Source organism: Nocardiopsis yanglingensis (assembly GCF_045809185.1).
Taxonomy (GTDB): domain Bacteria; phylum Pseudomonadota; class Gammaproteobacteria; order Xanthomonadales; family Xanthomonadaceae; genus Stenotrophomonas; species Stenotrophomonas yanglingensis.
Genome location: NZ_JBJNRH010000004.1, coordinates 150,126 through 167,371, shown reverse-complemented (window position 1 = coordinate 167,371; position 17,246 = coordinate 150,126). Strand labels below are relative to the sequence as shown.

The 17,246-nt window shown below is 67.7% G+C and carries 21 protein-coding genes; 12 read left to right on the top strand and 9 right to left on the bottom strand.

The annotated features are described in order from the left end of the window. Positions 1-141 precede the first annotated feature (141 nt). Complete coding sequence (locus ACJ7C5_RS08370; protein ID WP_412703624.1) at positions 142-984, top strand: arylamine N-acetyltransferase family protein; 843 nt, start codon at positions 142-144, stop codon at positions 982-984. A 63-nt stretch (positions 985-1,047) separates the two neighbouring features. Here the strand turns inward: ACJ7C5_RS08370 and ACJ7C5_RS08365 are convergent, their stop codons facing one another. Genes ACJ7C5_RS08365 through ACJ7C5_RS08355 form a run of 3 tightly spaced genes read right to left on the bottom strand, consistent with a single transcriptional unit; the run spans position 1,048 to position 3,177 of the window. Beyond that, on the bottom strand, positions 1,048-1,419 hold the full coding sequence (locus tag ACJ7C5_RS08365; protein WP_094001136.1) for a VOC family protein: 372 nt from the start codon (positions 1,417-1,419) through the stop codon (positions 1,048-1,050). Between the two features lie 22 nt (positions 1,420-1,441). Further along, positions 1,442-2,080, bottom strand: a complete 639-nt coding sequence (locus ACJ7C5_RS08360) for a response regulator transcription factor (protein ID WP_097048648.1) — start codon at positions 2,078-2,080, stop codon at positions 1,442-1,444. Then, positions 2,077-3,177 (bottom strand): sensor histidine kinase, encoded by a 1,101-nt coding sequence (locus tag ACJ7C5_RS08355; protein ID WP_412703623.1) that lies wholly within the window; start codon positions 3,175-3,177, stop codon positions 2,077-2,079. Before ACJ7C5_RS08355 ends, ACJ7C5_RS08360 begins: the two co-directional genes overlap by 4 nt. Before the next feature lie 156 nt (positions 3,178-3,333). On the opposite strand from ACJ7C5_RS08355, the gene ACJ7C5_RS08350 reads away from it, so the two are divergent. From ACJ7C5_RS08350 to ACJ7C5_RS08340, 3 genes are all read left to right on the top strand, one after another. Continuing rightward, positions 3,334-3,756: a DUF2141 domain-containing protein gene (locus ACJ7C5_RS08350; RefSeq protein ID WP_412703622.1), complete on the top strand. Its 423-nt coding sequence runs from the start codon at positions 3,334-3,336 to the stop codon at positions 3,754-3,756. A 26-nt stretch (positions 3,757-3,782) separates the two neighbouring features. After that, positions 3,783-5,306, top strand: a complete 1,524-nt coding sequence (locus ACJ7C5_RS08345) for a carotenoid oxygenase family protein (RefSeq protein ID WP_094001138.1) — start codon at positions 3,783-3,785, stop codon at positions 5,304-5,306. A gap of 62 nt (positions 5,307-5,368) precedes the next feature. Further along, complete coding sequence (locus tag ACJ7C5_RS08340; RefSeq protein ID WP_094001139.1) at positions 5,369-6,085, top strand: ABC transporter substrate-binding protein; 717 nt, start codon at positions 5,369-5,371, stop codon at positions 6,083-6,085. Positions 6,086-6,145: 60 nt separating this feature from the next. Here the strand turns inward: ACJ7C5_RS08340 and ACJ7C5_RS08335 are convergent, their stop codons facing one another. After that, positions 6,146-7,045, bottom strand: a complete 900-nt coding sequence (locus ACJ7C5_RS08335; protein WP_412703621.1) for a LysR substrate-binding domain-containing protein — start codon at positions 7,043-7,045, stop codon at positions 6,146-6,148. A 98-nt stretch (positions 7,046-7,143) separates the two neighbouring features. On the opposite strand from ACJ7C5_RS08335, the gene ACJ7C5_RS08330 reads away from it, so the two are divergent. After that, positions 7,144-7,287, top strand: coding sequence for a hypothetical protein (locus ACJ7C5_RS08330; protein ID WP_412703620.1), 144 nt, complete (start codon positions 7,144-7,146; stop codon positions 7,285-7,287). Positions 7,288-7,294: 7 nt separating this feature from the next. Here the strand turns inward: ACJ7C5_RS08330 and ACJ7C5_RS08325 are convergent, their stop codons facing one another. Then, positions 7,295-7,861, bottom strand: coding sequence for a GIY-YIG nuclease family protein (locus ACJ7C5_RS08325; RefSeq protein ID WP_412703619.1), 567 nt, complete (start codon positions 7,859-7,861; stop codon positions 7,295-7,297). 42 nt (positions 7,862-7,903) lie between these two features. Further along, positions 7,904-9,457, bottom strand: coding sequence for an alkaline phosphatase (locus ACJ7C5_RS08320; RefSeq protein WP_412703618.1), 1,554 nt, complete (start codon positions 9,455-9,457; stop codon positions 7,904-7,906). A 118-nt stretch (positions 9,458-9,575) separates the two neighbouring features. On the opposite strand from ACJ7C5_RS08320, the gene ACJ7C5_RS08315 reads away from it, so the two are divergent. Then, positions 9,576-10,370: a D-alanyl-D-alanine carboxypeptidase family protein gene (locus tag ACJ7C5_RS08315; RefSeq protein WP_412703617.1), complete on the top strand. Its 795-nt coding sequence runs from the start codon at positions 9,576-9,578 to the stop codon at positions 10,368-10,370. Positions 10,371-10,375: 5 nt separating this feature from the next. Here ACJ7C5_RS08315 and ACJ7C5_RS08310 read toward each other — a convergent pair whose 3' ends face one another. Further along, positions 10,376-10,969, bottom strand: coding sequence for a TetR/AcrR family transcriptional regulator (locus tag ACJ7C5_RS08310; protein WP_412703616.1), 594 nt, complete (start codon positions 10,967-10,969; stop codon positions 10,376-10,378). A 16-nt stretch (positions 10,970-10,985) separates the two neighbouring features. Next, positions 10,986-11,582, bottom strand: coding sequence for an NAD(P)H-dependent oxidoreductase (locus ACJ7C5_RS08305; RefSeq protein WP_412703615.1), 597 nt, complete (start codon positions 11,580-11,582; stop codon positions 10,986-10,988). 165 nt (positions 11,583-11,747) lie between these two features. Here ACJ7C5_RS08305 and ACJ7C5_RS08300 point away from each other — a divergent pair, with 165 nt between their 5' ends. Beyond that, the gene (locus ACJ7C5_RS08300) at positions 11,748-12,242 is read left to right on the top strand and encodes a hypothetical protein (protein ID WP_412703614.1); all 495 of its coding nucleotides are present in this window, start codon (positions 11,748-11,750) and stop codon (positions 12,240-12,242) included. Positions 12,243-12,315: 73 nt separating this feature from the next. On the opposite strand, the gene ACJ7C5_RS08295 is transcribed toward ACJ7C5_RS08300, so the two are convergent. Further along, positions 12,316-13,143, bottom strand: a complete 828-nt coding sequence (locus tag ACJ7C5_RS08295; protein WP_412703613.1) for an isocitrate lyase/PEP mutase family protein — start codon at positions 13,141-13,143, stop codon at positions 12,316-12,318. 166 nt (positions 13,144-13,309) lie between these two features. Between ACJ7C5_RS08295 and ACJ7C5_RS08290 the strand changes: the two genes are divergently transcribed. The 5 genes from ACJ7C5_RS08290 to accC all read left to right on the top strand — a co-directional run bounded on the left by ACJ7C5_RS08290 (position 13,310) and on the right by accC (position 17,166). Beyond that, complete coding sequence (locus ACJ7C5_RS08290) at positions 13,310-14,032, top strand: DOPA 4,5-dioxygenase family protein (RefSeq protein WP_412703612.1); 723 nt, start codon at positions 13,310-13,312, stop codon at positions 14,030-14,032. A 351-nt stretch (positions 14,033-14,383) separates the two neighbouring features. Next, entirely contained in the window at positions 14,384-14,833 is a 450-nt protein-coding gene (gene aroQ, locus ACJ7C5_RS08285) for a type II 3-dehydroquinate dehydratase (RefSeq protein ID WP_049446709.1), read from the top strand. Positions 14,834-14,835: 2 nt separating this feature from the next. Then, a complete protein-coding gene (locus tag ACJ7C5_RS08280; protein ID WP_176510658.1) occupies positions 14,836-15,255 on the top strand; it encodes a lysozyme inhibitor LprI family protein in 420 nt (139 codons plus the stop codon). A gap of 53 nt (positions 15,256-15,308) precedes the next feature. Beyond that, positions 15,309-15,788 (top strand): acetyl-CoA carboxylase biotin carboxyl carrier protein, encoded by a 480-nt coding sequence (gene accB / locus ACJ7C5_RS08275; RefSeq protein WP_097048607.1) that lies wholly within the window; start codon positions 15,309-15,311, stop codon positions 15,786-15,788. A 10-nt stretch (positions 15,789-15,798) separates the two neighbouring features. After that, the gene (gene accC / locus ACJ7C5_RS08270; protein ID WP_049446715.1) at positions 15,799-17,166 is read left to right on the top strand and encodes an acetyl-CoA carboxylase biotin carboxylase subunit; all 1,368 of its coding nucleotides are present in this window, start codon (positions 15,799-15,801) and stop codon (positions 17,164-17,166) included. Positions 17,167-17,246: the final 80 nt, after the last annotated feature.

The window sequence follows — 17,246 nt, the reverse complement described above, 5'->3', positions numbered from 1 at the left end:
CTTCGTCCGCGTCCCCCCGTCACTGGCGGACGCGGCCTTTGTACCGGGCACAGGCGACGGGGGCATGACACCGGCGCTGCGCTTGACCTCAACCCCGGTTGGGGGAGCACAGTGGACGTCCCTTCCCCGCCAGGTGCCCCCATGACGACGCTCGATATCCCCCGCTACCTGCAGCGCCTGCAGCTGGATGCGCCGCCACCACGGACGCTGGTCGGCCTGACCCTGCTGCAGCAGCGCCACAACGCACTGCTCCCCTTCGAAACCCTCAGCTGCCTGCTGCGCGATGCGGTGCCGATCGACCTGGACAGCGTGCAGCGCAAGCTGCTTGACGACCGCCGTGGCGGGTACTGCTTCGAACTCAATGGCGGGTTGCTGGCACTGCTGCAGGCATTGGGCTTCGATGCGCAGCCATTGAGCGCGCGCGTGCTGCTGGCCGCCCAGGACGGCGAACTGACCGCGCGTACCCACCTGCTGCTGCGCGTGCAGGTGGATGGCGATGACTGGCTGGTGGATGCCGGTTTCGGCAGCCTGACCCCGACCGTGCCGCTGCGCCTGAATGATCCGCAGCCGCAGGCCACGCCGCACGAACGCTATCTGCTGCAGCGCCTGCCCGAGGAGGGTGATTTCGTGCTGTCGGCGGAGTCCAACGATGGCTGGCGGGCGATGTATCGGTTCGACCTGCAGGCGCCGGCACCGATCGACAACGTGGTGGGCAACTGGTACGTGTGCACCCATCCCGACTCCGGCTTTCCCGGCCAGCTGCGCGCATCGCTGACCGGGCCGGACTGGCGCCGTACCATCGGCAGCGGCAACTACACCGAGTATCGCCCCGGGCAGTCGCCGCACAAACGTCCGCTGCATGATGTGGGCGATGTGCGCGACGTGCTGCAGCAGCGCTTCGGCATGCAGCTGCCGGACGACCCGCGGCTGGACCCGGCCATCAATGACTGGCTGCAGCGCTCGCGCGCCGCGACCCACGTGTAGCGTCGAGCCCTGCTCGACGGGTGCATTGACGGCGTATTCAACAACAGCCGTGCATGGGCTCGGCTACAGAATCGCGCGCGCCTGCACCGCGATACGGTTGCCTTCACTGTCGCGGATCTCGGCCACACGCCAGTCACCCGCATCGGCCGGGCCGAAGCGCAGCTCGGCCCCGACCTGCAGCGCACGATCGAGGCTGGCATCGAGGTCATCGACGCCGATGTAGATGCGCGCACCCTGCTCGGAGGGCCGGTAGTCCGCGCCGTGCACCAGCGCAATGCTGGCACCGGCGGCCTCATCGGCATACGGCAGGTATGCCATCCAGCAGTCGTGCAGCAGGATCGGCTCGTCCACCACCACCTGCAGCCACTGCTGGTAGAAGGCGATGGCACGGGCCAGGTCAGTGGCCGGAATCTCGACATGCAGGATCGGGTTCACAAGCGCTCCTTGCGCGGCTGACTCAGATGATGCGCAGGGTAATCGCCTTCAGCACTGCACGGGTACGGTCGCGGGTGCCGAGCTTGTCGAGGATGGCGGACACGTAGTTCTTCACCGTTCCCTCGGCCAGAAACAGGCTGCGCGCGATCTCCTTGTTGCTGTAGCCCCCGGCCAGCAGGCGCAGGATCGCCACTTCGCGTTCCCCGAAGGTATCAGTGGGAGGTGCCTCGTCGTGGAAGCGGTAACGGGCGCGCACCGGCTCGGTGCTGACCGGCAGCAACAGGGTTTCACCAGCGGCGACGCGCTCGATCGCTTCGCGCAGGTCTGCGGGTGCGGCGTCCTTGAGCAGGAAGCCCTGTGCGCCGGCCTCGCTGGCACGCAGCAGCAGATCACTTTCATCGAAGGTGGTCAGCAGCAGCCACGGCGTGGCATCGCCGCGCGCGCGCAGCTGGCGCAATGCCTCGATGCCGTCCATCCCGGGCATGCGGATGTCACTGAGCACTACCTCCACACGCTGCGTGTCCAGTGCATCCAGCAGCGCCTGGCCATCCTCGGCCTCCAGCACCACGTCTACCCCCAGGCCCTGCAGCAGCGCACGCAGGCCTGCTCGCACCAGCGCCTGGTCATCAGCCAGGGCAACGCGGATCGCGGCGCCACTCATGCCGGCAACCATGCGGTCAGGTGCATGCCGCCCTGTGCGGTGCGCGCGAGTTCCAGCCGGCCACGCACCGCAGCCAGGCGCTCGCGCATGCCGGCGATGCCATTGCCTTCGCGGATGCGCTCGGCGCGCTGGCCGTCATCGCGGATATCGATACGCAACCGTGAATCCTCTTCGTTGATCGTCAGCCATACGGTTTCTGCATTGCCGTGCCGTGCCGCATTGGTCAGCGCTTCCTGCACCAGCCGCAGCACAGTCTCGGCCATCAGCGGATCCCCCACGCGCACGCCCTCTGCTATCTGCAGCTGCAGTCTCGGTCTCGGGAACGGCGCCGCCAGCGCATGCAATGCCGTGGCCAGATCGAGGCCGCGATCATCGCGCATCGACTGCACCACCTGGCGGATATCGGCCAGCAGTTCGCCAGACAGCTGTTCCACCAGCACCAGCCCCTCGTTACCGGCCAGCGCAGGGTCAGCGGCCAGGGCGCGCAGGTTGAGCCGCATCGCGGTGAGCTTGTGCCCGGCCACGTCGTGCAGTTCGCGGGCAAGGCGCAGGCGCTCGGCATCGCGTGCACTGTCAGCCAGCAGCGCGCGGGTAGCCAGCAGGTCGGCATTGACCCGTGCAAGATCATCGCGGGCCAGCGCCGTGCTGCGGGCATAGTGCGCGGTCAGCGCGGCGAACGCCTGGAAGCCGCCATACAACAGCACCACCAGCAGCGGCTGGCTGAAGCCGCTGTGGCGCAGCACGGCATACACCGCCAGGTTGGCCAGCAGCGCAACACCCAGCACGAAGCGCGGCGGCCAGTGCTCGGCCAGCTGCGCAACCAGCACCACCAGCAGCACCGGAGCGGTTCCAGTGCGCGGCTGCAGCGCAACCAGCGCAACCGCCAGCAGCGCCTGCAACGCCGCAGCGACGGCGCGCACGCGGGAAGGCATCGACGCCCAGCCGTGCACCACGAACAGCAGCAGGAACACAGCAAGCAGCAGCAGGCTCAGCCCGGCGCCACTGCGCTGCACCGCGAACGACAGGCCGACCACAAGCACGGTGACCAGGCCGGCGAGGCTGAGCGGACGCAACAGATGGCGGAACAGGCTGGGCATGGCCAGATGCTGACCGGCGCGCGCGCCGGCGGCAATGGGTCCAGCGCAGAAAGTGACTTCTGGCACGTCGAATCGATGACCACTGGCCCTGAACCCGCTGCACCGCCCCACGCAGACTGGCTCCACACCGCCACACCCACTTCCGGAGCCACTGCCATGATCCGCACCGCCCTGCTCAGCACCGCCCTGACTGCCCTGGCCCTGGCCGGCAGCGCCCACGCCGCCGACCTGGCTGTGACCGTGCACGACGTCCGCGTGCAGACGGGCACCCTGCGTGCTGCCCTGGTTGACAGCGCGGCCGCCTGGGACGGCAAGGCCAAGCCCGTGCAGGCCCAGCAAGCGGCGCCCAGCGGCGACAGCGCCCACTTCACGTTCAAGGGCGTGCCGGCCGGCAGCTATGCCGTGCTGCTCACCCACGACGAGAACGACAACGGCAAGCTCGACACCAACCTGGTCGGCATGCCGGTGGAAGGCTACGGCTTCAGCAACGACCCGCAGGTGATGCGCAAGCCGACCTTCGACGAAGCACGCGTCAACGTGCCAGCCGCTGGCGCCGCCATCGACATCACCCTGCGCTGATTCCCGCATCCAGCCCCGAGGCCACCATGGACCGTCGCCGCTTCCTTCGCACCCTGCTCAGCAGCAGTGCCTGCCTGGCCCTGGGCACCGCCGCGCTGCGCAGCGCTCCCGCCTTCGCCGGCGACCCGGCGCGGTTCGCGCAGGGCATGCAGGAACACCCATGGCTGCTCGGCTGGCGCAGCGTCGGCAGCGAACGCCTCGGCCCGGCCACCGTGCAACTGCAGGGAAAGCTGCCAGCGGGCCTGGCCGGCACGCTGTACCGCAACGGCCCGGCCTGGACCGAGCGCGATGGCTTCCGCTACGACCACTGGTTCGACGGCGACGGCATGGTGCATGGCTGGCGCTTCAATGGTGATGGCAGCCTGACCCATCACGGGCGCATGGTCGCCACGCCGAAATTCACCCGTGAACAGAAGGCCGGTCGCTTCCAGTATCCGGCAGCCGGCACCAGCGTTCCCGGTGCGTTGGCGGTTCGAAACAACGACGATGCCAACGTGGCCAACACATCGGTAACCATGATCAATGGCCGCCTGTTCGCGCTGTGCGAGTCCGGCTCGGCATTCGAAGTAGACCCCGATTCCCTGCAGACGCTGGGTCCGGTGACCTGGCGTCCGGACCTCGCCGCGCTGCCGTTCTCGGCGCATCCGCTGCGCGACCGCGACGACAGCGTCTGGAACTTCGGCTCGATCAGCCTGATGGGTGGCCATGGCCTGCTGGTCTGGCACATCGGTGCGAACGGCCAGCTGCGCAGCGCCAATGTGATCGAAACACCCGAGCACGGCTACCTGCACGCCTTCGCGATGACCGACCAGCACCTGGTGTTCGTGATGATGCCGTTCGATTTCACCGGCACAGGCGGCAGCTTCTTCGAGCGCATGCAGTTCGCATCGCAGCGCCCCGTACGCATCGCGGTGGTCGCCAAGGATTCGCCGGACAAGGCGCAGTGGTTCGAAGCCCCGTTCGCGGCGATCTACCACTTCGGCGATGCGTTCACCCGCGATGGCGGCATCGTGCTGCGCGCAGTGCGCCACGACGACATCAATGAGGCGCGCTCGCCGATGAAGGAAGCAATGGCCGGTGATGGCGCACACGCCGCCAACAGTGGCGCCAGCCTGGTCGAGCTGCATCTGGACCTGCGTCGTGGCCAGGCCCGCTGGCAGCCGCTGGGCATCAGCGCGGTGGAGTTCCCGCTGTTCGACCCCCGTTCCGCCGGTACCCGCGGTGCGCGCCTGTACGCGCCGACCATCGACGGCCCGGCCACCGCACCGTACTTCAATGCGGTGGCCGCGTTCGACATCGAGCGCGGGCGCCGCCAGCTGTGGAACTATGGACCGGACATCATGGCCGAAGAGCATGTGTTCGTACCGCGCCCGGGCAGCCGCAACGCCGATGACGGCTGGCTGATCGGCACCCTGCTCGATCCGGTGAACAAGCGCAGCGGCCTGGCGGTGCTCGATGCCCGCCACCTGGACGACGGTCCGCTGGCACAGGCCTGGCTGCCGTATGCGGTACCACTGGGCTTCCACGGCACCTTCGCCGCGCGTGGCTGATTCCACGCCACGCGGACATCATTGTTGGCATGCTGGGTCTCCCCTGCCCCGTGGAGTCCTGCATGTCCCTGGCCGACCACCGAAGCACGCTGGCACCGCACGGCTTCCTGCGCGTGGCGATCAACCTGGGCAACCCGGTGCTGGCACAGGGCGATGCGCGCTCACCGCGCGGCCCCTCACTGGAACTGGCTACCGCATTGGCGCAACGGATGGGGGTGCAGGCACGCTTCACCTGCCACGATGCCGCAGCCTCGGTGGTCGCCGCAGCGGGCGAAGACGGCTGGGATCTGGCCTTCCTGGCCATCGATCCGGCACGTACCGACCGCATTGCCTTCAGTGCCCCGTACGTGGAGATTGAAGGCACCTATCTGGTTCGCGAGGACAGCCCTGCGCATCAGGTGGCCGACCTCGACCACGAGGGGCTGCGCATCGCGGTGGGGCGTGGCGCGGCCTACGACCTGTTTCTCAGCCGCGAACTGCGCCACGCCATGATCGAACGCGCCGACACGTCTGCGGCCGCCATTGACCTGTTCGACCACCAGCGCCTGGATGCTGCCGCCGGCGTGCGTCAGCCACTGGAAGCCTGGGCGCGGTCGCATCCTGGCCACCGCGTGCTGCCCGATCGCTTCACCGCGATCCGACAGGCGGTGGCGGCGCCGGCCTCACGCCCGGCCGACGCGCTGCAGGCGTTGTTCCAGGCAGTGGAGGCGATCAAGGCAGGCCCGTTGCTGGAGGAAGCGTTCGCGCGCGCCGGGCAGGCGGTCACGCTGGTGCGGTGACTGTAGCGTCGAGTCATGCTCGACTGCTCCTGCGAAAAGTCAGTCGAGCATGGCTCGACTCTACAAATGCGCGTCTGCCATGTGCCGCACGTGCTCGGCGGCCTGCGCGTGCAGCCAGTCGCGGAAGGCGAGGAAGCCGCGATGGCGGGCCGAGCGTTGCGGGTAGACCAGCCAATGCGGCCAGGCGGTTTTCAGTCGCAGGCTGGACAGCGCCACCAGTTGGCCGGAATCCAGCAGCAGCCGCGCCCGCGTCACCCGTCCCAGCGCCACGCCTACCCCGTCCAGCGCCGCGCGGTGATGCGCCTCCGAATCATCCAGCACCGCCACGAAGCGCGGCGGCGGGTTCTGCCCACTCAGCGCGAACCAGGCGCCCCACGCACCATCGGGATCCCCCAGCAGCGGCCACTGGTTCAGCGGCACGCGGTCAATGCCGCCCATGCGTTCGATCAGCGCCGGGCTGGCCATCGGTACCAGCCACTCGTCGAACAGCGGCTCCACCAGCAGGCCCGGCCACTGCCCGCTGCCCAGCCGCAGCGCGGCGTCGAACTGGCGCTGCCGCTCGAAATCAACCAGGCGTTCACTCGACTGCAGGTTGATCTCGATCTGTGGGTGCTCAGCCACGAAGTGACCCAGGCGTGGCACCAACCACGCCGAGGCCATCGACGGCACCGCGCTGATCGTCAGCACGTGCTCGGCGCGTGCGGCATAGGGCTGGAAGGCTTCGTTGATCGCATCCAGATGCGGTCCCACCTGGTCGAGCAGGCGCTGGCCTTCAAGCGTGAGGGTGACGCCACGCGGCTGGCGGACCAGCAGCGGCTGCCCCAGCCGCTCTTCCAACTGACGCATCTGATGGCTGAGCGCACTGACGGTCAGGTTCATTGATGCCGCTGCTCGTGACAGGTTGCCGAGCCGGGCGGCAGCCACGAAACCTTGCAGGGCATGGAGCGGAGGACGGGACATCAGGCTTGAATTCCTCTCAAGACACGCTTGCGGAAATATCGCTTTTTGCCCGTCCATGCTGCCCGTATCGTGCAATCCACTCAAGTGGAGGCACGCTCATGAACATCTTCGGCAGCCTGTTGTTCCTGCACGGCCACGTGGCCAGCGCCGAGCTGGCACGCCAGCTGGCCAGCCCGCCCGCCCCTGCCCCGCAGTGCGTGCGGCTACCCGCCGCGCCTGTTCAGCCGCCGCGAAACCGTTGAACGCCCCTCAACCTGCATACCAGCGTTGGACGTGTTCAGGCAGCCACGGGATCGGATCGATATCCAATGCCCGACAACCGTCGAGGGTGTCACGCAGCGCCCCCTCGCCGGGGCCACCGGGCGTCCGCAGGCCTTCCTCTTCCGGAAGTTGCACCGCAGCCCAGTCGTGCAACCGGTCCATGCGCAGACGCATCGCGGCCTGCAGCCACGCCTTCAGCGGATAACAGCGATAACCTTGATCGCCCAATGCGGCAATCGCAAGCGACAAAGCCGGGTTGGCACCACGTACCCATTCGGTGCGACCTCCAGCCTTGTCCTGGACCGTCATCGGCGCTGGTGCGCGGTGCGCCTTGAACGGCGAACGCAGCTGCAGCTCCAGATCCCGCGCATCTCGCTCGCTTTCCGCTTCCACCAGTGCACCGGCGTCGAGGTCGAAGAACTCGAACCAACGCCGGTGCAATGTGCTGATGCGTCCGAGCGGATCACGTGAAAAACCGATCTTCGCGTAGTCTTCCCACGCACAGGGGAAGACGTAGGCGAAGAAACGACCGTCGATGCGGATATCCGACTGCATGTGCGCAGGCTGCCTCGACAACAGCCGGGACGCAACCGAGCGTTACCGTGGACGCTGCAGCGCCTCCTGCACCGCCGCAGCCACGTCGGTGTTGTCGATGTAGCTGCCGTCGTTCCAGCGCACATGCTGGCGGTAGCCGGCATCGACGCCCCGCACGCGCTTGCCCAGCAGCTCCGCGCCGGCGCCCTTGGCCCACAGCGGTACCAGCGCGTTGGAGTGGTTGCCGGTGGGGCGGAAGCTCATCCCCGGCATGCGTCCACGGCCGTTGTTGCGTATCGGCTCGAAGGCGACGTTCTGTGCATCCGGGCCCATCGGCATGCTGTTGTCGTGGTCGGTGGTGACGATCAGCAGGTTGCGCTCCCAGCCACCGTTGCGCTCGATCCAGTCGACCACCGCCGCCACCGCGTCGTTGAACTCGACGGTTTCCTCGATCAGCCGGCCGTACTGCGGCTGGTCGCTGCACTGGCCGTAGTGCCATTCGGTGCCGCAGGCACTGGTATGCGCCGCCCAGTCGGTGGCGCCACCTTCCACCATCAGGAACAGGCCGTCGGACGAACGCTGCTGCAGGAACCGCAGCGCACCACGGGTCATGGTCGCAAGATCCGGCACGCTGTCGATCTTCCTCACACCGGAAGGCGTGGCCACATCCTTGCCCAGCACCTGCAGTTGGCGCGCCTGCTGCAGTGTGTTGGCCACGCGCGGCACGCCGATCAGCGGCCGATCGGCCGGCAACCGTCCCTGCGCCAGCGCGGCGAACTCATCCTTGCTGCGGATCAGGCGCCACGGTCCCGCCGGATTGCCGGCAACGGTGCTGCCCGCTTCCAGCTGCTGCCAATCCTGCTGCGATACCCACTCCCACGGGTTCGCGCAGCCCTCGGCCTTGGCCGCGCCGGCACTCTCGTCACAGGCGCGACCATCAACGCTGTAGCCGGGACCGCCGGTGCCCATCACCAGGTCCATGTGGCCCTGCGCCAGCATCTGGTGCGCAATGGCGTGATAGTTGTTGCGCGATTCGTTCTGCGCCGCGAACGCAGCCGGCGTGGCGTGCGCGAAAGGCACCGAAGTCACCACGCCGGTCGCCATGCCCAAGCGCTTGGCGCGCAGCGTATTGAACTCGACCGGATTGCCATCGTTGTTGTAATTGATGGCGTTGTTGTAGGTCTTGATGCCCGAGGACAACGCCGTACCGGCCGCAGCACTGTCTGTCGCGACCGCGGCCAGGTACTGGTAGCCGACGAACGGTAGGTCCGGCGCCGGCACCGGCTCGCTGTCCCAGGCCTTGCCCGCGTCGTAGCCCAAGGTCTGTGCGTTGTCGCGGGTCGGCTGGCTGCTGGCGTTCAACGGGAAGGTGGTTACCGCCAGGCGCTGCGGAAACTCCGCATACGGCGCACCGTCGCGGCTGCCGTATTGCCAGTAGGCAGCGGCGTCCCAGGTACCCCAACCGGCGCCGTCGTTGATCATCACGATCACGTTGTGCGGGCGCGCTTGGCCGGAAGCAACAGCCTCGACGCGCAGGTTGGGCTGGCAGCCGCACAGCGCGGCCAGCGCAAGCAGCAGCGAGGAATGGAGCCAGCGGCGTGGCGTGCGTGCAGTCATCGGAGATCCAATCGGGCCAGCAGCGGCCCACAATGACGGTACGTTATATCGTTTCAATATTGCAGCTTCATGCAGCCGCCGCAGGCTATCCTGCAGGCCCTCCTCCATCGGCCCCTCCATGCCGTCTCCTGCTCCTGCGCGCGCGCCGTTGTCCTCGATCACCCTCGATGCGGCAACCTTCGCGGTGGTCCACCAGCGCAACGCGGACATCGCGCGGCAACCGGCCTCGCTTACCAAGCTGATGACTGCCTACGCCGCTTACGAATGCGTCGAAGAGAACGGTCGTGCGTGGGACGAGGCGGTCACCATCGCCGCCGAAGATGTGCATGCGGTGGCCGATGATGAAACGCGCATGGGCCTGGTGCCCGGCGAAACGGTCAGCCTGGCACGCCTGCTGGAAGGGTTGATGATCGTCTCCGGCAATGATGCGGCGCTGGCCATCGCACGCCATCTGGACGGATCACAGCCTGCGTTCCTGGAGCGCATGAACCGGCACGCGCGCCAGCTTGGCCTGCGCAGCAGCTGGTTCGCCAGCGTCTCCGGCATCACCACTCCGCACCATGCCTCCAGCGCGCGCGACATGGCAGTACTCGCCGCCTGCCTGCTGAATGACCATCCGCAGATACTGGCAATCACCGCGCAGCGCGCGTTCGCGCATGGCAGCTTCAGCCGCAACAACCAGAACGCGCTGCTCAGCGATGACGGCGTGGATGGCTTGAAGACCGGCTACACCCAGGCCGCAGGCTTCTGCCTGGCCGCCACCGCATGCCGGTCAGTGCCCGGGCGGGACCAGCCGGTACGCCTGATCATCGTGGTGCTGGGTTCTGAAAGCCGCGACGCACGCGATGCCCTTGTGCGCGAACGGCTGGCCGCCGGGTTCGCGGCGCTGGCCGACAACACCGCCGACGCCTGAGCGGCTCAGCGCCGCTTGACCGTCGCCACGATCAAGCGCTGCAGCTCGGCCTCGGCTTCTGCCTTGTCCAGCGCGCCTGCCGCCACGGCTTCGGACAGGGCCTCGGCCGCACCGAGAATCGCCCAGCGTCCTGCAAGCGATACCGTGCCGTCGGCGGCGAACGGGCCCAGCCAGACCTGGCAGTTGTCGATGAAGTCCTGCTGGTAGCGCCGCCGCACCTCGTGCAGTTCAGGTGCACCGACCAACGCGGCAAGGATGCCCTGCACTTCACTGCCCTGGCTGAGGATGCAGTCGATGTAGCCGGAGGCGATGGCCGCCGCACGATCGGCCAACTGCGCCCGGGCACGGCCGATGCGCTCGTTGAAGACCAGCGTCTGGCGGCCGTCGTAGTCATCGTAGAGCGCGGCCAGCAGGCCGTTGCGGGTCACGAAGTGATCGTAGGCCACCGGCTTGGTCACACCCGCTGCCTCGGCCAGCCGTCCCAGCGTCAGCGCAGCGGTACCTTCGTCGCCGACCAGCGCCCAAGCCACGTCCAGCAACTGGCGGGCGCGTTGCTCGCGGGTCAATCGGCGGCGCGTGGGAACAGCGTTGGCGGGCATCGGCGGAGCACGGCGATCAGCGCATCGGAGTGCCTATTTTACGGCCGATCACCAGCGCGGTCTGCAGATGCGTTTCGGCCGCACCGGAATCCGCATCCAGCAGCAGGTCTGACGACAGCACGCGTGCGCCGCAGTAATCGAAGATGCCCATGTCGATCTGGGTCTTCATCGCCGCGCCGTAGCCGCGCCGTTCGATCATGTCCGCGCCGGCCCCGCCGATGCCGACCAGGTGCACGCGCAACCGCTGCAGCTTTTTCTGCACCTTGCCATCGGCGCCGTCCTGGTAGGCCCAGCCCTGGGTGAACACACGATCGATCCAGCCCTTCAGCAGCGCGGGGAACGACCACCAGTACAACGGGTAGACCAGTACCAGTGTGTCGGCAGCCTCCAGCCGCGCCTGCTCGGCGGCGACGTCGGCCGGAGTTGCGCCGGTGCCACGGAACAGCGCCTGGTCCTGCATGTTGAAGCGCGGATCGAAGCCTTCGGCCATCAGATCGGCGTGGGTCACGCGGTTGGCGGCGTCCGATGCGATGATGGCTTCGCCGATGCGCCTGGCGATGGCATGGGTCAACGCGCCGGATTCAGGATGGGCGGTAACGATGAGAGTGTGCATGGGGGATGTCCGGAATTCACTAACTACCAATAGTAAGTAGAGACGCCCGGGATACCAGCACCATGCGTGGGACGCTGTTTCCGCATCCACCGTATAGTGCGGCGGTTCTCGCTGAGATACCCGACGATGCACCGATATCTGCTTGCCCTTCTGCTGGTCCTGCCCATGGCAATGGCCGTTGCGCCCGCGCCGGCCGGTGAACTCAGCCCGGAAGACTCGGCTGCATTGCGCAAGGAGGTGCAGGCGATGATGGACGCCTTCGCCCGGGGCGATACCGAGCTGATCATCGCGCGCACCCATCCCAGCCTGAAGCAGCTGGCCGGCGGCGACGAGGCCTATGCGCGGGCGACCCGCGACACGGTGAAGGCGCTGCGTAAGGCCGGCGTCACCATCATCAGCGACGAGGCGGGCGTGCCGGGCCGCACCTATGCGGCCGGTGACGAGGAAGTCTGCTTCGTACCGCGCCAGTCACTGCTGCGCGTGCGCGAAGCGCCGATGCGCAGCACGTCATTCATGGTCGCTGTGCGGCGCGTCGGTACCACACAATGGCGCTATCTGGATGGCGCCGCGCTGCCGGACAACCCCGGGCTGTTGCAGCAGCTGCTGCCCGACCTGGAACCGGACGTGGTCCTGCCGGAGAGTGAGACGGAAGCGCTGTAGGCGTAGGCGCATCCATCCACGCATGGCGTGGATCTACTGTCCCTGCTGGCCAGAGTCCGCACCGGGGTTTCCCTCAACGGAACAGCGCGTTCAACGCGGCCCCGGAAGCCGCCTGCTGCAGGCCATCGAAGCGTCCGTCCTGCACGATCGGCTGGGTCGCCTGCATCAACCCACCCCACGCGGCACGGGCCAGTGCGCCGCCCAGGCTGACCCGGCGAACGCCGAGTGCAGCAATGTCCTGCAGGCTCAGCGGTGTCGGTCCACCGACCAGCAGGTTCACCGGCTTCGACCCCGCAGCGGCAACCACCGCGCTGATCTGCTCGCGCGTGCTGATGCCAGGTGCATACAGCACATCGGCACCAGCCTCTGCGTAGGCACGCAGGCGCTGCAGGGTGTCCTGCAGATCCGGCACGCCGACGAAGAAGTTCTCCGCACGCCCGACCAGCAGCACGTCGCCGCCGGCGCGATCGATGGCCGCACGCGCCGCGCGCAGGCGCTCGACCGCCTGGTCGATGGGTCTCAGCGGTGCATCGGCCACGCCGCTGGCATCCTCGATCGACAACGCCGCGATGCCGGTGTCGAGCGCCGCGGCCACCGCCTCCTCCACCGCCTGCGGCGTAGCGCCGAAGCCATCACCGAAGTCGGCATTCAACGGCAACGGGGTCGCCGCCGCCATCAGGCGCAGATGCTCCAGCGTGGCCGGCAACGAAACCGCGCCATCCGGCCGCCCTTCGCTCCAGGCACAGCCGGCACTGGTCGTGGCCAGGGCCTGGAAGCCCTGCCGCTGCAGGTAGCGGGCACTGCCCACATCCCACGGATTGGGCAGCACGAAGCAACCTTGCGCATGCAGCTGGCGGAAGGCCGCGCGCTTGCGCGGGGTGTCGGCATCGAGCGAGTTCATGGCGGGCTCCGGGACGGCAGACCTGCACCCTAGCCCGCCGCTTCGTCGCGCTCAATGGCGATGAAGGCGGCCGTGCATGAGGTGATGCAGGCTGCTTATTGGACACCACCGTGCGCGCTGCCCGAGCGTGCTTGCCTGCCCACACAGTGCCGCCACGGAGCCCTCCATGCACCCGGACCCGCAGCCCCTCACCGGCGCCGGCGACGATGACGCCCACTGGGCCGACCTGCTCTCACCCACCCGCCGACGCCTGATCGCGTCGGCCGGACTGGCCGCCGGCGGCCTGGCCAGCACCTCGACCGCAGCCGCGCGCAGCGATAGCGCCTTGAACACCACCGAGCCTGGACGCCCCGGCTTCCGCGCCATTGTTCCGCCGGCACCCGAGGGCAGCAGCCCCTGGGGCCACGCCACGGCCAGCGAACCGACCCCGCGCCCGACCAGCGTGCGCCCCGGCGAGGCCACGCTGCCTGCCCGGCCACGTGCCTACACCGATATCAAGAGCTATCACGCGCATATCTACTTCGACGAGGACAGCTTCGAGAAGGCGGCCCTGTTGCGGCGCTGGGCGGCGGAGCGTTTCCCGGTGGAGCTGGGCAACTGGAACCTGGAGCCACGCGGCCCGCACGTTACCCCGTCGTTCTATTTCGGCTTCACCAACGACCTGCTGCCGGTGCTGGTGCCCTGGCTGCAGCTCAACAGCCTGGGCCTGACCATCCTGATCCACCCCAATACCGGCGATGGCCGCGCCGACCATCTGCATTACGCGTTGTGGGTGAACCGCGCGCAGCCGGTGAATGCCTACAACTGGCCGGCGCCGAAGCCGGGGGAACGGGAGCCACTGGAGGAGGTGTTCCCGAACGTGGTGCCGACGGTGCCGCTGGAGACCTGAGCGGGTGCGTGGCGGGGGCGGTGGGTGGCGTGCAGCGCGCCTTGGGCTGCCCCTCGGTGGGTGCGTAGCTTGCTGCGCACCGAACTTCCTTCATCCACGCATGGCGTGGATCTAGCGCATCACGGCCCGTTGCGGCATCGGTCAGCCCCCGGCCTTGCCGGCATCGTCGGCCTACGTGCCTGCATCCCCGGCCAGCACGACGTTCAGCGCGCCTTGATCCAGCGCCCGCCGTACGGCCACAAGCGCTCCGGCAGATTTCAAACAATCGATTGAAACGCAGCAAACTTCGCCGAACTGGACAGCATCCGCCGGTTCCGCCAGACTGCCGCCCTTTCCCGTCTTCCGGATCCCATGGCGAAGCTGCTGGTCCTGCACGGCCCCAACCTCAACCTGCTCGGCACCCGCGAGCCGGAGGTCTACGGCCACACCACGCTGGCCGACATCGACCAGGCCCTGGCCGCCCAGGCATCGGCTGCCGGGCACGCCGTGGAGAGCCTGCAGTCCAATGCCGAGCACGTACTGGTGGACCGCGTGCAGGCCGCGCGCAACGACGGAACCGCTTTCATCCTGATCAACCCCGCCGCGTTCACCCACACCTCGGTCGCCCTGCGCGATGCGCTGGCGGCGGTGGCGGTGCCGTTCATCGAGATCCACCTGTCCAACCCGCATACCCGCGAACCGTTCCGCCAGCACAGCTACTTCAGTGACAAGGCCGTGGGCGTGGTGTGCGGATTCGGCGCCGACAGCTACCGCTACGCGATGGACGCAGCGCTGCTGCGCGTGCAGGCGGCCCGCGCGTGAAGATGCTCCCAAGAGTGCTTGCCTGCATCGTGCTGTGGGCCGGCGTGTGCGGCGCCAGCGTCGCCGCCGAGCGCGCGGCCGCCGGCATTGACTGCGCGCAGGCCACCGGCGGCTACGAGCGCGACATGTGCGATTCCGATCGCCTGGATGACGCCGACAGCGCATTGAACGCCGTTTACGTCCAGGCGCGCGGCGAACTGAAGGCGCAGGCCGCCGATGGCAGCTGCAGCCGCTGCGCAGCGGCCGAACAGCAGCTGGTGAAGGCCCAGCGCATCTGGATAACCCTGCGCGATGCAGACTGCGAGGCAGTCTACGCCTTCAATGCAGACGGCACCTCGCGCAACCCTGCGAAGATGCAGTGCCTGATCACCCAGACGCGCGACCGTACGCGGCAGCTGCGCGAGTTCTACGAACTGCTTTGACCCGAGCGCGATGCGCTTCCCACCACACTGACATCAAGAGCAAAGAGGCCACCATGGATCTCCGCAAAATCAAGAAGCTGATCGACCTGCTGGAAGAGTCGAACCTGGCTGAAATCGAAATCAAGGAAGGCGAAGAGTCGGTGCGCCTGTCGCGCGCCCCGGTGGCCGGCTACGCCGCGCCGATGCCGGCCCCGGTGTATGCCGCCCCGGCCGCCCCGGCTGCGCAGGCAATGCCGATGCAGTCGCCGACCGAAGCCTCCACCGGCGGCACCGCCAAGCCGGGCCCGGCACTGCCGGAAGGGCACGTGCTGCGCTCGCCGATGGTCGGCACCTTCTACGCCTCGTCCGCTCCGGACAAGCCGGCCTTCGTCAGCGTTGGCCAGCAGGTCAAGGAAGGCGAGACTCTGGCCATCATCGAAGCGATGAAGATGTTCAACCCGATCGAAGCCGACACGTCCGGCACCATCGTCGCCATCCTCGGCGAGAACGGCCAGCCGGTGGAATTCGACCAGCCGCTGTTCGTGATCGGCTGAGGGGCACGCCATGCTCGACAAAGTCGTCATCGCCAACCGAGGGGAGATCGCGCTGCGCATCCTGCGCGCGTGCCACACCCTCGGCATCCGCACGGTGGCCGTGCACTCCACGGTCGACCGCAACCTCAAGCACGTGGCCATGGCCGACGAGTCGGTCTGCATCGGTCCGGCGCCGTCGCCGCAGAGCTACCTCAACATCCCGGCGCTGATCGCCGCGGCGGAAGTCACCGACGCCCAGGCCATTCACCCGGGTTACGGCTTCCTGTCGGAGAATGCCGACTTCGCCGAGCGCGTGGAAGAGTCCGGCTTCATCTTCATCGGCCCCAAGGCCGACACCATCCGCATGATGGGTGACAAGGTCGAAGCCATCCGCGCGATGAAGTCCGCCGGCGTGCCGTGCGTGCCCGGCTCGGGCGGCCCGCTGGGCGAGGACATCGTCGCCAACACCAAGATCGCCCGTGAGATCGGCTACCCGGTCATCATCAAGGCGGCCGGTGGCGGCGGTGGCCGTGGCATGCGCGTGGTGCACGCCGAAGCCTCGCTGAAGACCTCGATCGAAACCACCAAGAGCGAGGCCAAGGCCGCGTTCGGCAATGGCGAGGTCTACATGGAAAAGTTCCTGGAGAATCCGCGCCACGTGGAGATCCAGGTGCTGGCCGACGGCCAGGGCAACGCCATCCACCTGGGTGAGCGCGACTGCTCGATGCAGCGCCGCCACCAGAAGGTGGTGGAAGAAGCGCCGGCACCGGGCATCACCGCCGAACAGCGCGAGCAGATCGGCAAGGTGTGCGTGGAAGCCTGCATCCGCATCGGCTATCGCGGCGCTGGCACGTTCGAGTTCCTCTACGAGGACGGCCGCTTCTACTTCATCGAAATGAACACCCGCATCCAGGTGGAGCATCCGGTCACCGAAATGGTCACCGGCATCGACCTGGTGGCCGAGCAGCTGAAGATCGCCGCCGGCCAGAAGCTCTCGATCAAGCAGAGCGACGTGGTGCTGAACGGTCATGCGATCGAATGCCGCATCAACGCCGAAGACGCCGAGACCTTCGTGCCGAGCCCGGGCACCATCACCGGCTTCCATCCGCCGGGCGGCCCTGGCGTGCGCGTGGATACCCACATCTACAGTGGCTACCGCGTGCCGTCGAACTACGACTCGATGATCGGCAAGCTGATCGTGCACGGCCCGGACCGCGAAACCGCCATCGCCCGCATGCAGGTGGCGCTGAGCGAAATGGTGGTCGATGGCATCAAGACCAATGTCGCCCTGCAGCAGCGGATCATGCGCGACAAGGGCTTCCAGGCCGGTGGCCAGAACATCCACTACCTGGAAAAGCGTCTTGCCGAGCGCAAGAACAAGCCGATCGCGTTGACCTGATCGGCGGCAGGTGCTGGACATGAAAAGGGCGGGGAAATCCCCGCCCTTTTCTGTATCTGTAGAGCCGAGCCCATGCTCGG

Excerpts from the sequence above, each read along its gene's own strand:
- ACJ7C5_RS08370 (WP_412703624.1), top strand. The coding sequence starts at position 142 with ATGACGACGCTCGATATCCCCCGCTACCTGCAGCGCCTGCAGCTGGAT.
- ACJ7C5_RS08360 (WP_097048648.1), bottom strand. The coding sequence starts at position 2,080 with ATGAGTGGCGCCGCGATCCGCGTTGCCCTGGCTGATGACCAGGCGCTG.
- ACJ7C5_RS08355 (WP_412703623.1), bottom strand. The coding sequence starts at position 3,177 with ATGCCCAGCCTGTTCCGCCATCTGTTGCGTCCGCTCAGCCTCGCCGGC.
- ACJ7C5_RS08350 (WP_412703622.1), top strand. The coding sequence starts at position 3,334 with ATGATCCGCACCGCCCTGCTCAGCACCGCCCTGACTGCCCTGGCCCTG.
- ACJ7C5_RS08345 (WP_094001138.1), top strand. The coding sequence starts at position 3,783 with ATGGACCGTCGCCGCTTCCTTCGCACCCTGCTCAGCAGCAGTGCCTGC.
- ACJ7C5_RS08340 (WP_094001139.1), top strand. The coding sequence starts at position 5,369 with ATGTCCCTGGCCGACCACCGAAGCACGCTGGCACCGCACGGCTTCCTG.
- ACJ7C5_RS08335 (WP_412703621.1), bottom strand. The coding sequence starts at position 7,045 with ATGTCCCGTCCTCCGCTCCATGCCCTGCAAGGTTTCGTGGCTGCCGCC.
- ACJ7C5_RS08330 (WP_412703620.1), top strand. The coding sequence starts at position 7,144 with ATGAACATCTTCGGCAGCCTGTTGTTCCTGCACGGCCACGTGGCCAGC.
- ACJ7C5_RS08325 (WP_412703619.1), bottom strand. The coding sequence starts at position 7,861 with ATGCAGTCGGATATCCGCATCGACGGTCGTTTCTTCGCCTACGTCTTC.
- ACJ7C5_RS08320 (WP_412703618.1), bottom strand. The coding sequence starts at position 9,457 with ATGACTGCACGCACGCCACGCCGCTGGCTCCATTCCTCGCTGCTGCTT.
- ACJ7C5_RS08315 (WP_412703617.1), top strand. The coding sequence starts at position 9,576 with ATGCCGTCTCCTGCTCCTGCGCGCGCGCCGTTGTCCTCGATCACCCTC.
- ACJ7C5_RS08310 (WP_412703616.1), bottom strand. The coding sequence starts at position 10,969 with ATGCCCGCCAACGCTGTTCCCACGCGCCGCCGATTGACCCGCGAGCAA.
- ACJ7C5_RS08305 (WP_412703615.1), bottom strand. The coding sequence starts at position 11,582 with ATGCACACTCTCATCGTTACCGCCCATCCTGAATCCGGCGCGTTGACC.
- ACJ7C5_RS08300 (WP_412703614.1), top strand. The coding sequence starts at position 11,748 with ATGGCAATGGCCGTTGCGCCCGCGCCGGCCGGTGAACTCAGCCCGGAA.
- ACJ7C5_RS08295 (WP_412703613.1), bottom strand. The coding sequence starts at position 13,143 with ATGAACTCGCTCGATGCCGACACCCCGCGCAAGCGCGCGGCCTTCCGC.
- ACJ7C5_RS08290 (WP_412703612.1), top strand. The coding sequence starts at position 13,310 with ATGCACCCGGACCCGCAGCCCCTCACCGGCGCCGGCGACGATGACGCC.
- aroQ (WP_049446709.1), top strand. The coding sequence starts at position 14,384 with ATGGCGAAGCTGCTGGTCCTGCACGGCCCCAACCTCAACCTGCTCGGC.
- ACJ7C5_RS08280 (WP_176510658.1), top strand. The coding sequence starts at position 14,836 with ATGCTCCCAAGAGTGCTTGCCTGCATCGTGCTGTGGGCCGGCGTGTGC.
- accB (WP_097048607.1), top strand. The coding sequence starts at position 15,309 with ATGGATCTCCGCAAAATCAAGAAGCTGATCGACCTGCTGGAAGAGTCG.
- accC (WP_049446715.1), top strand. The coding sequence starts at position 15,799 with ATGCTCGACAAAGTCGTCATCGCCAACCGAGGGGAGATCGCGCTGCGC.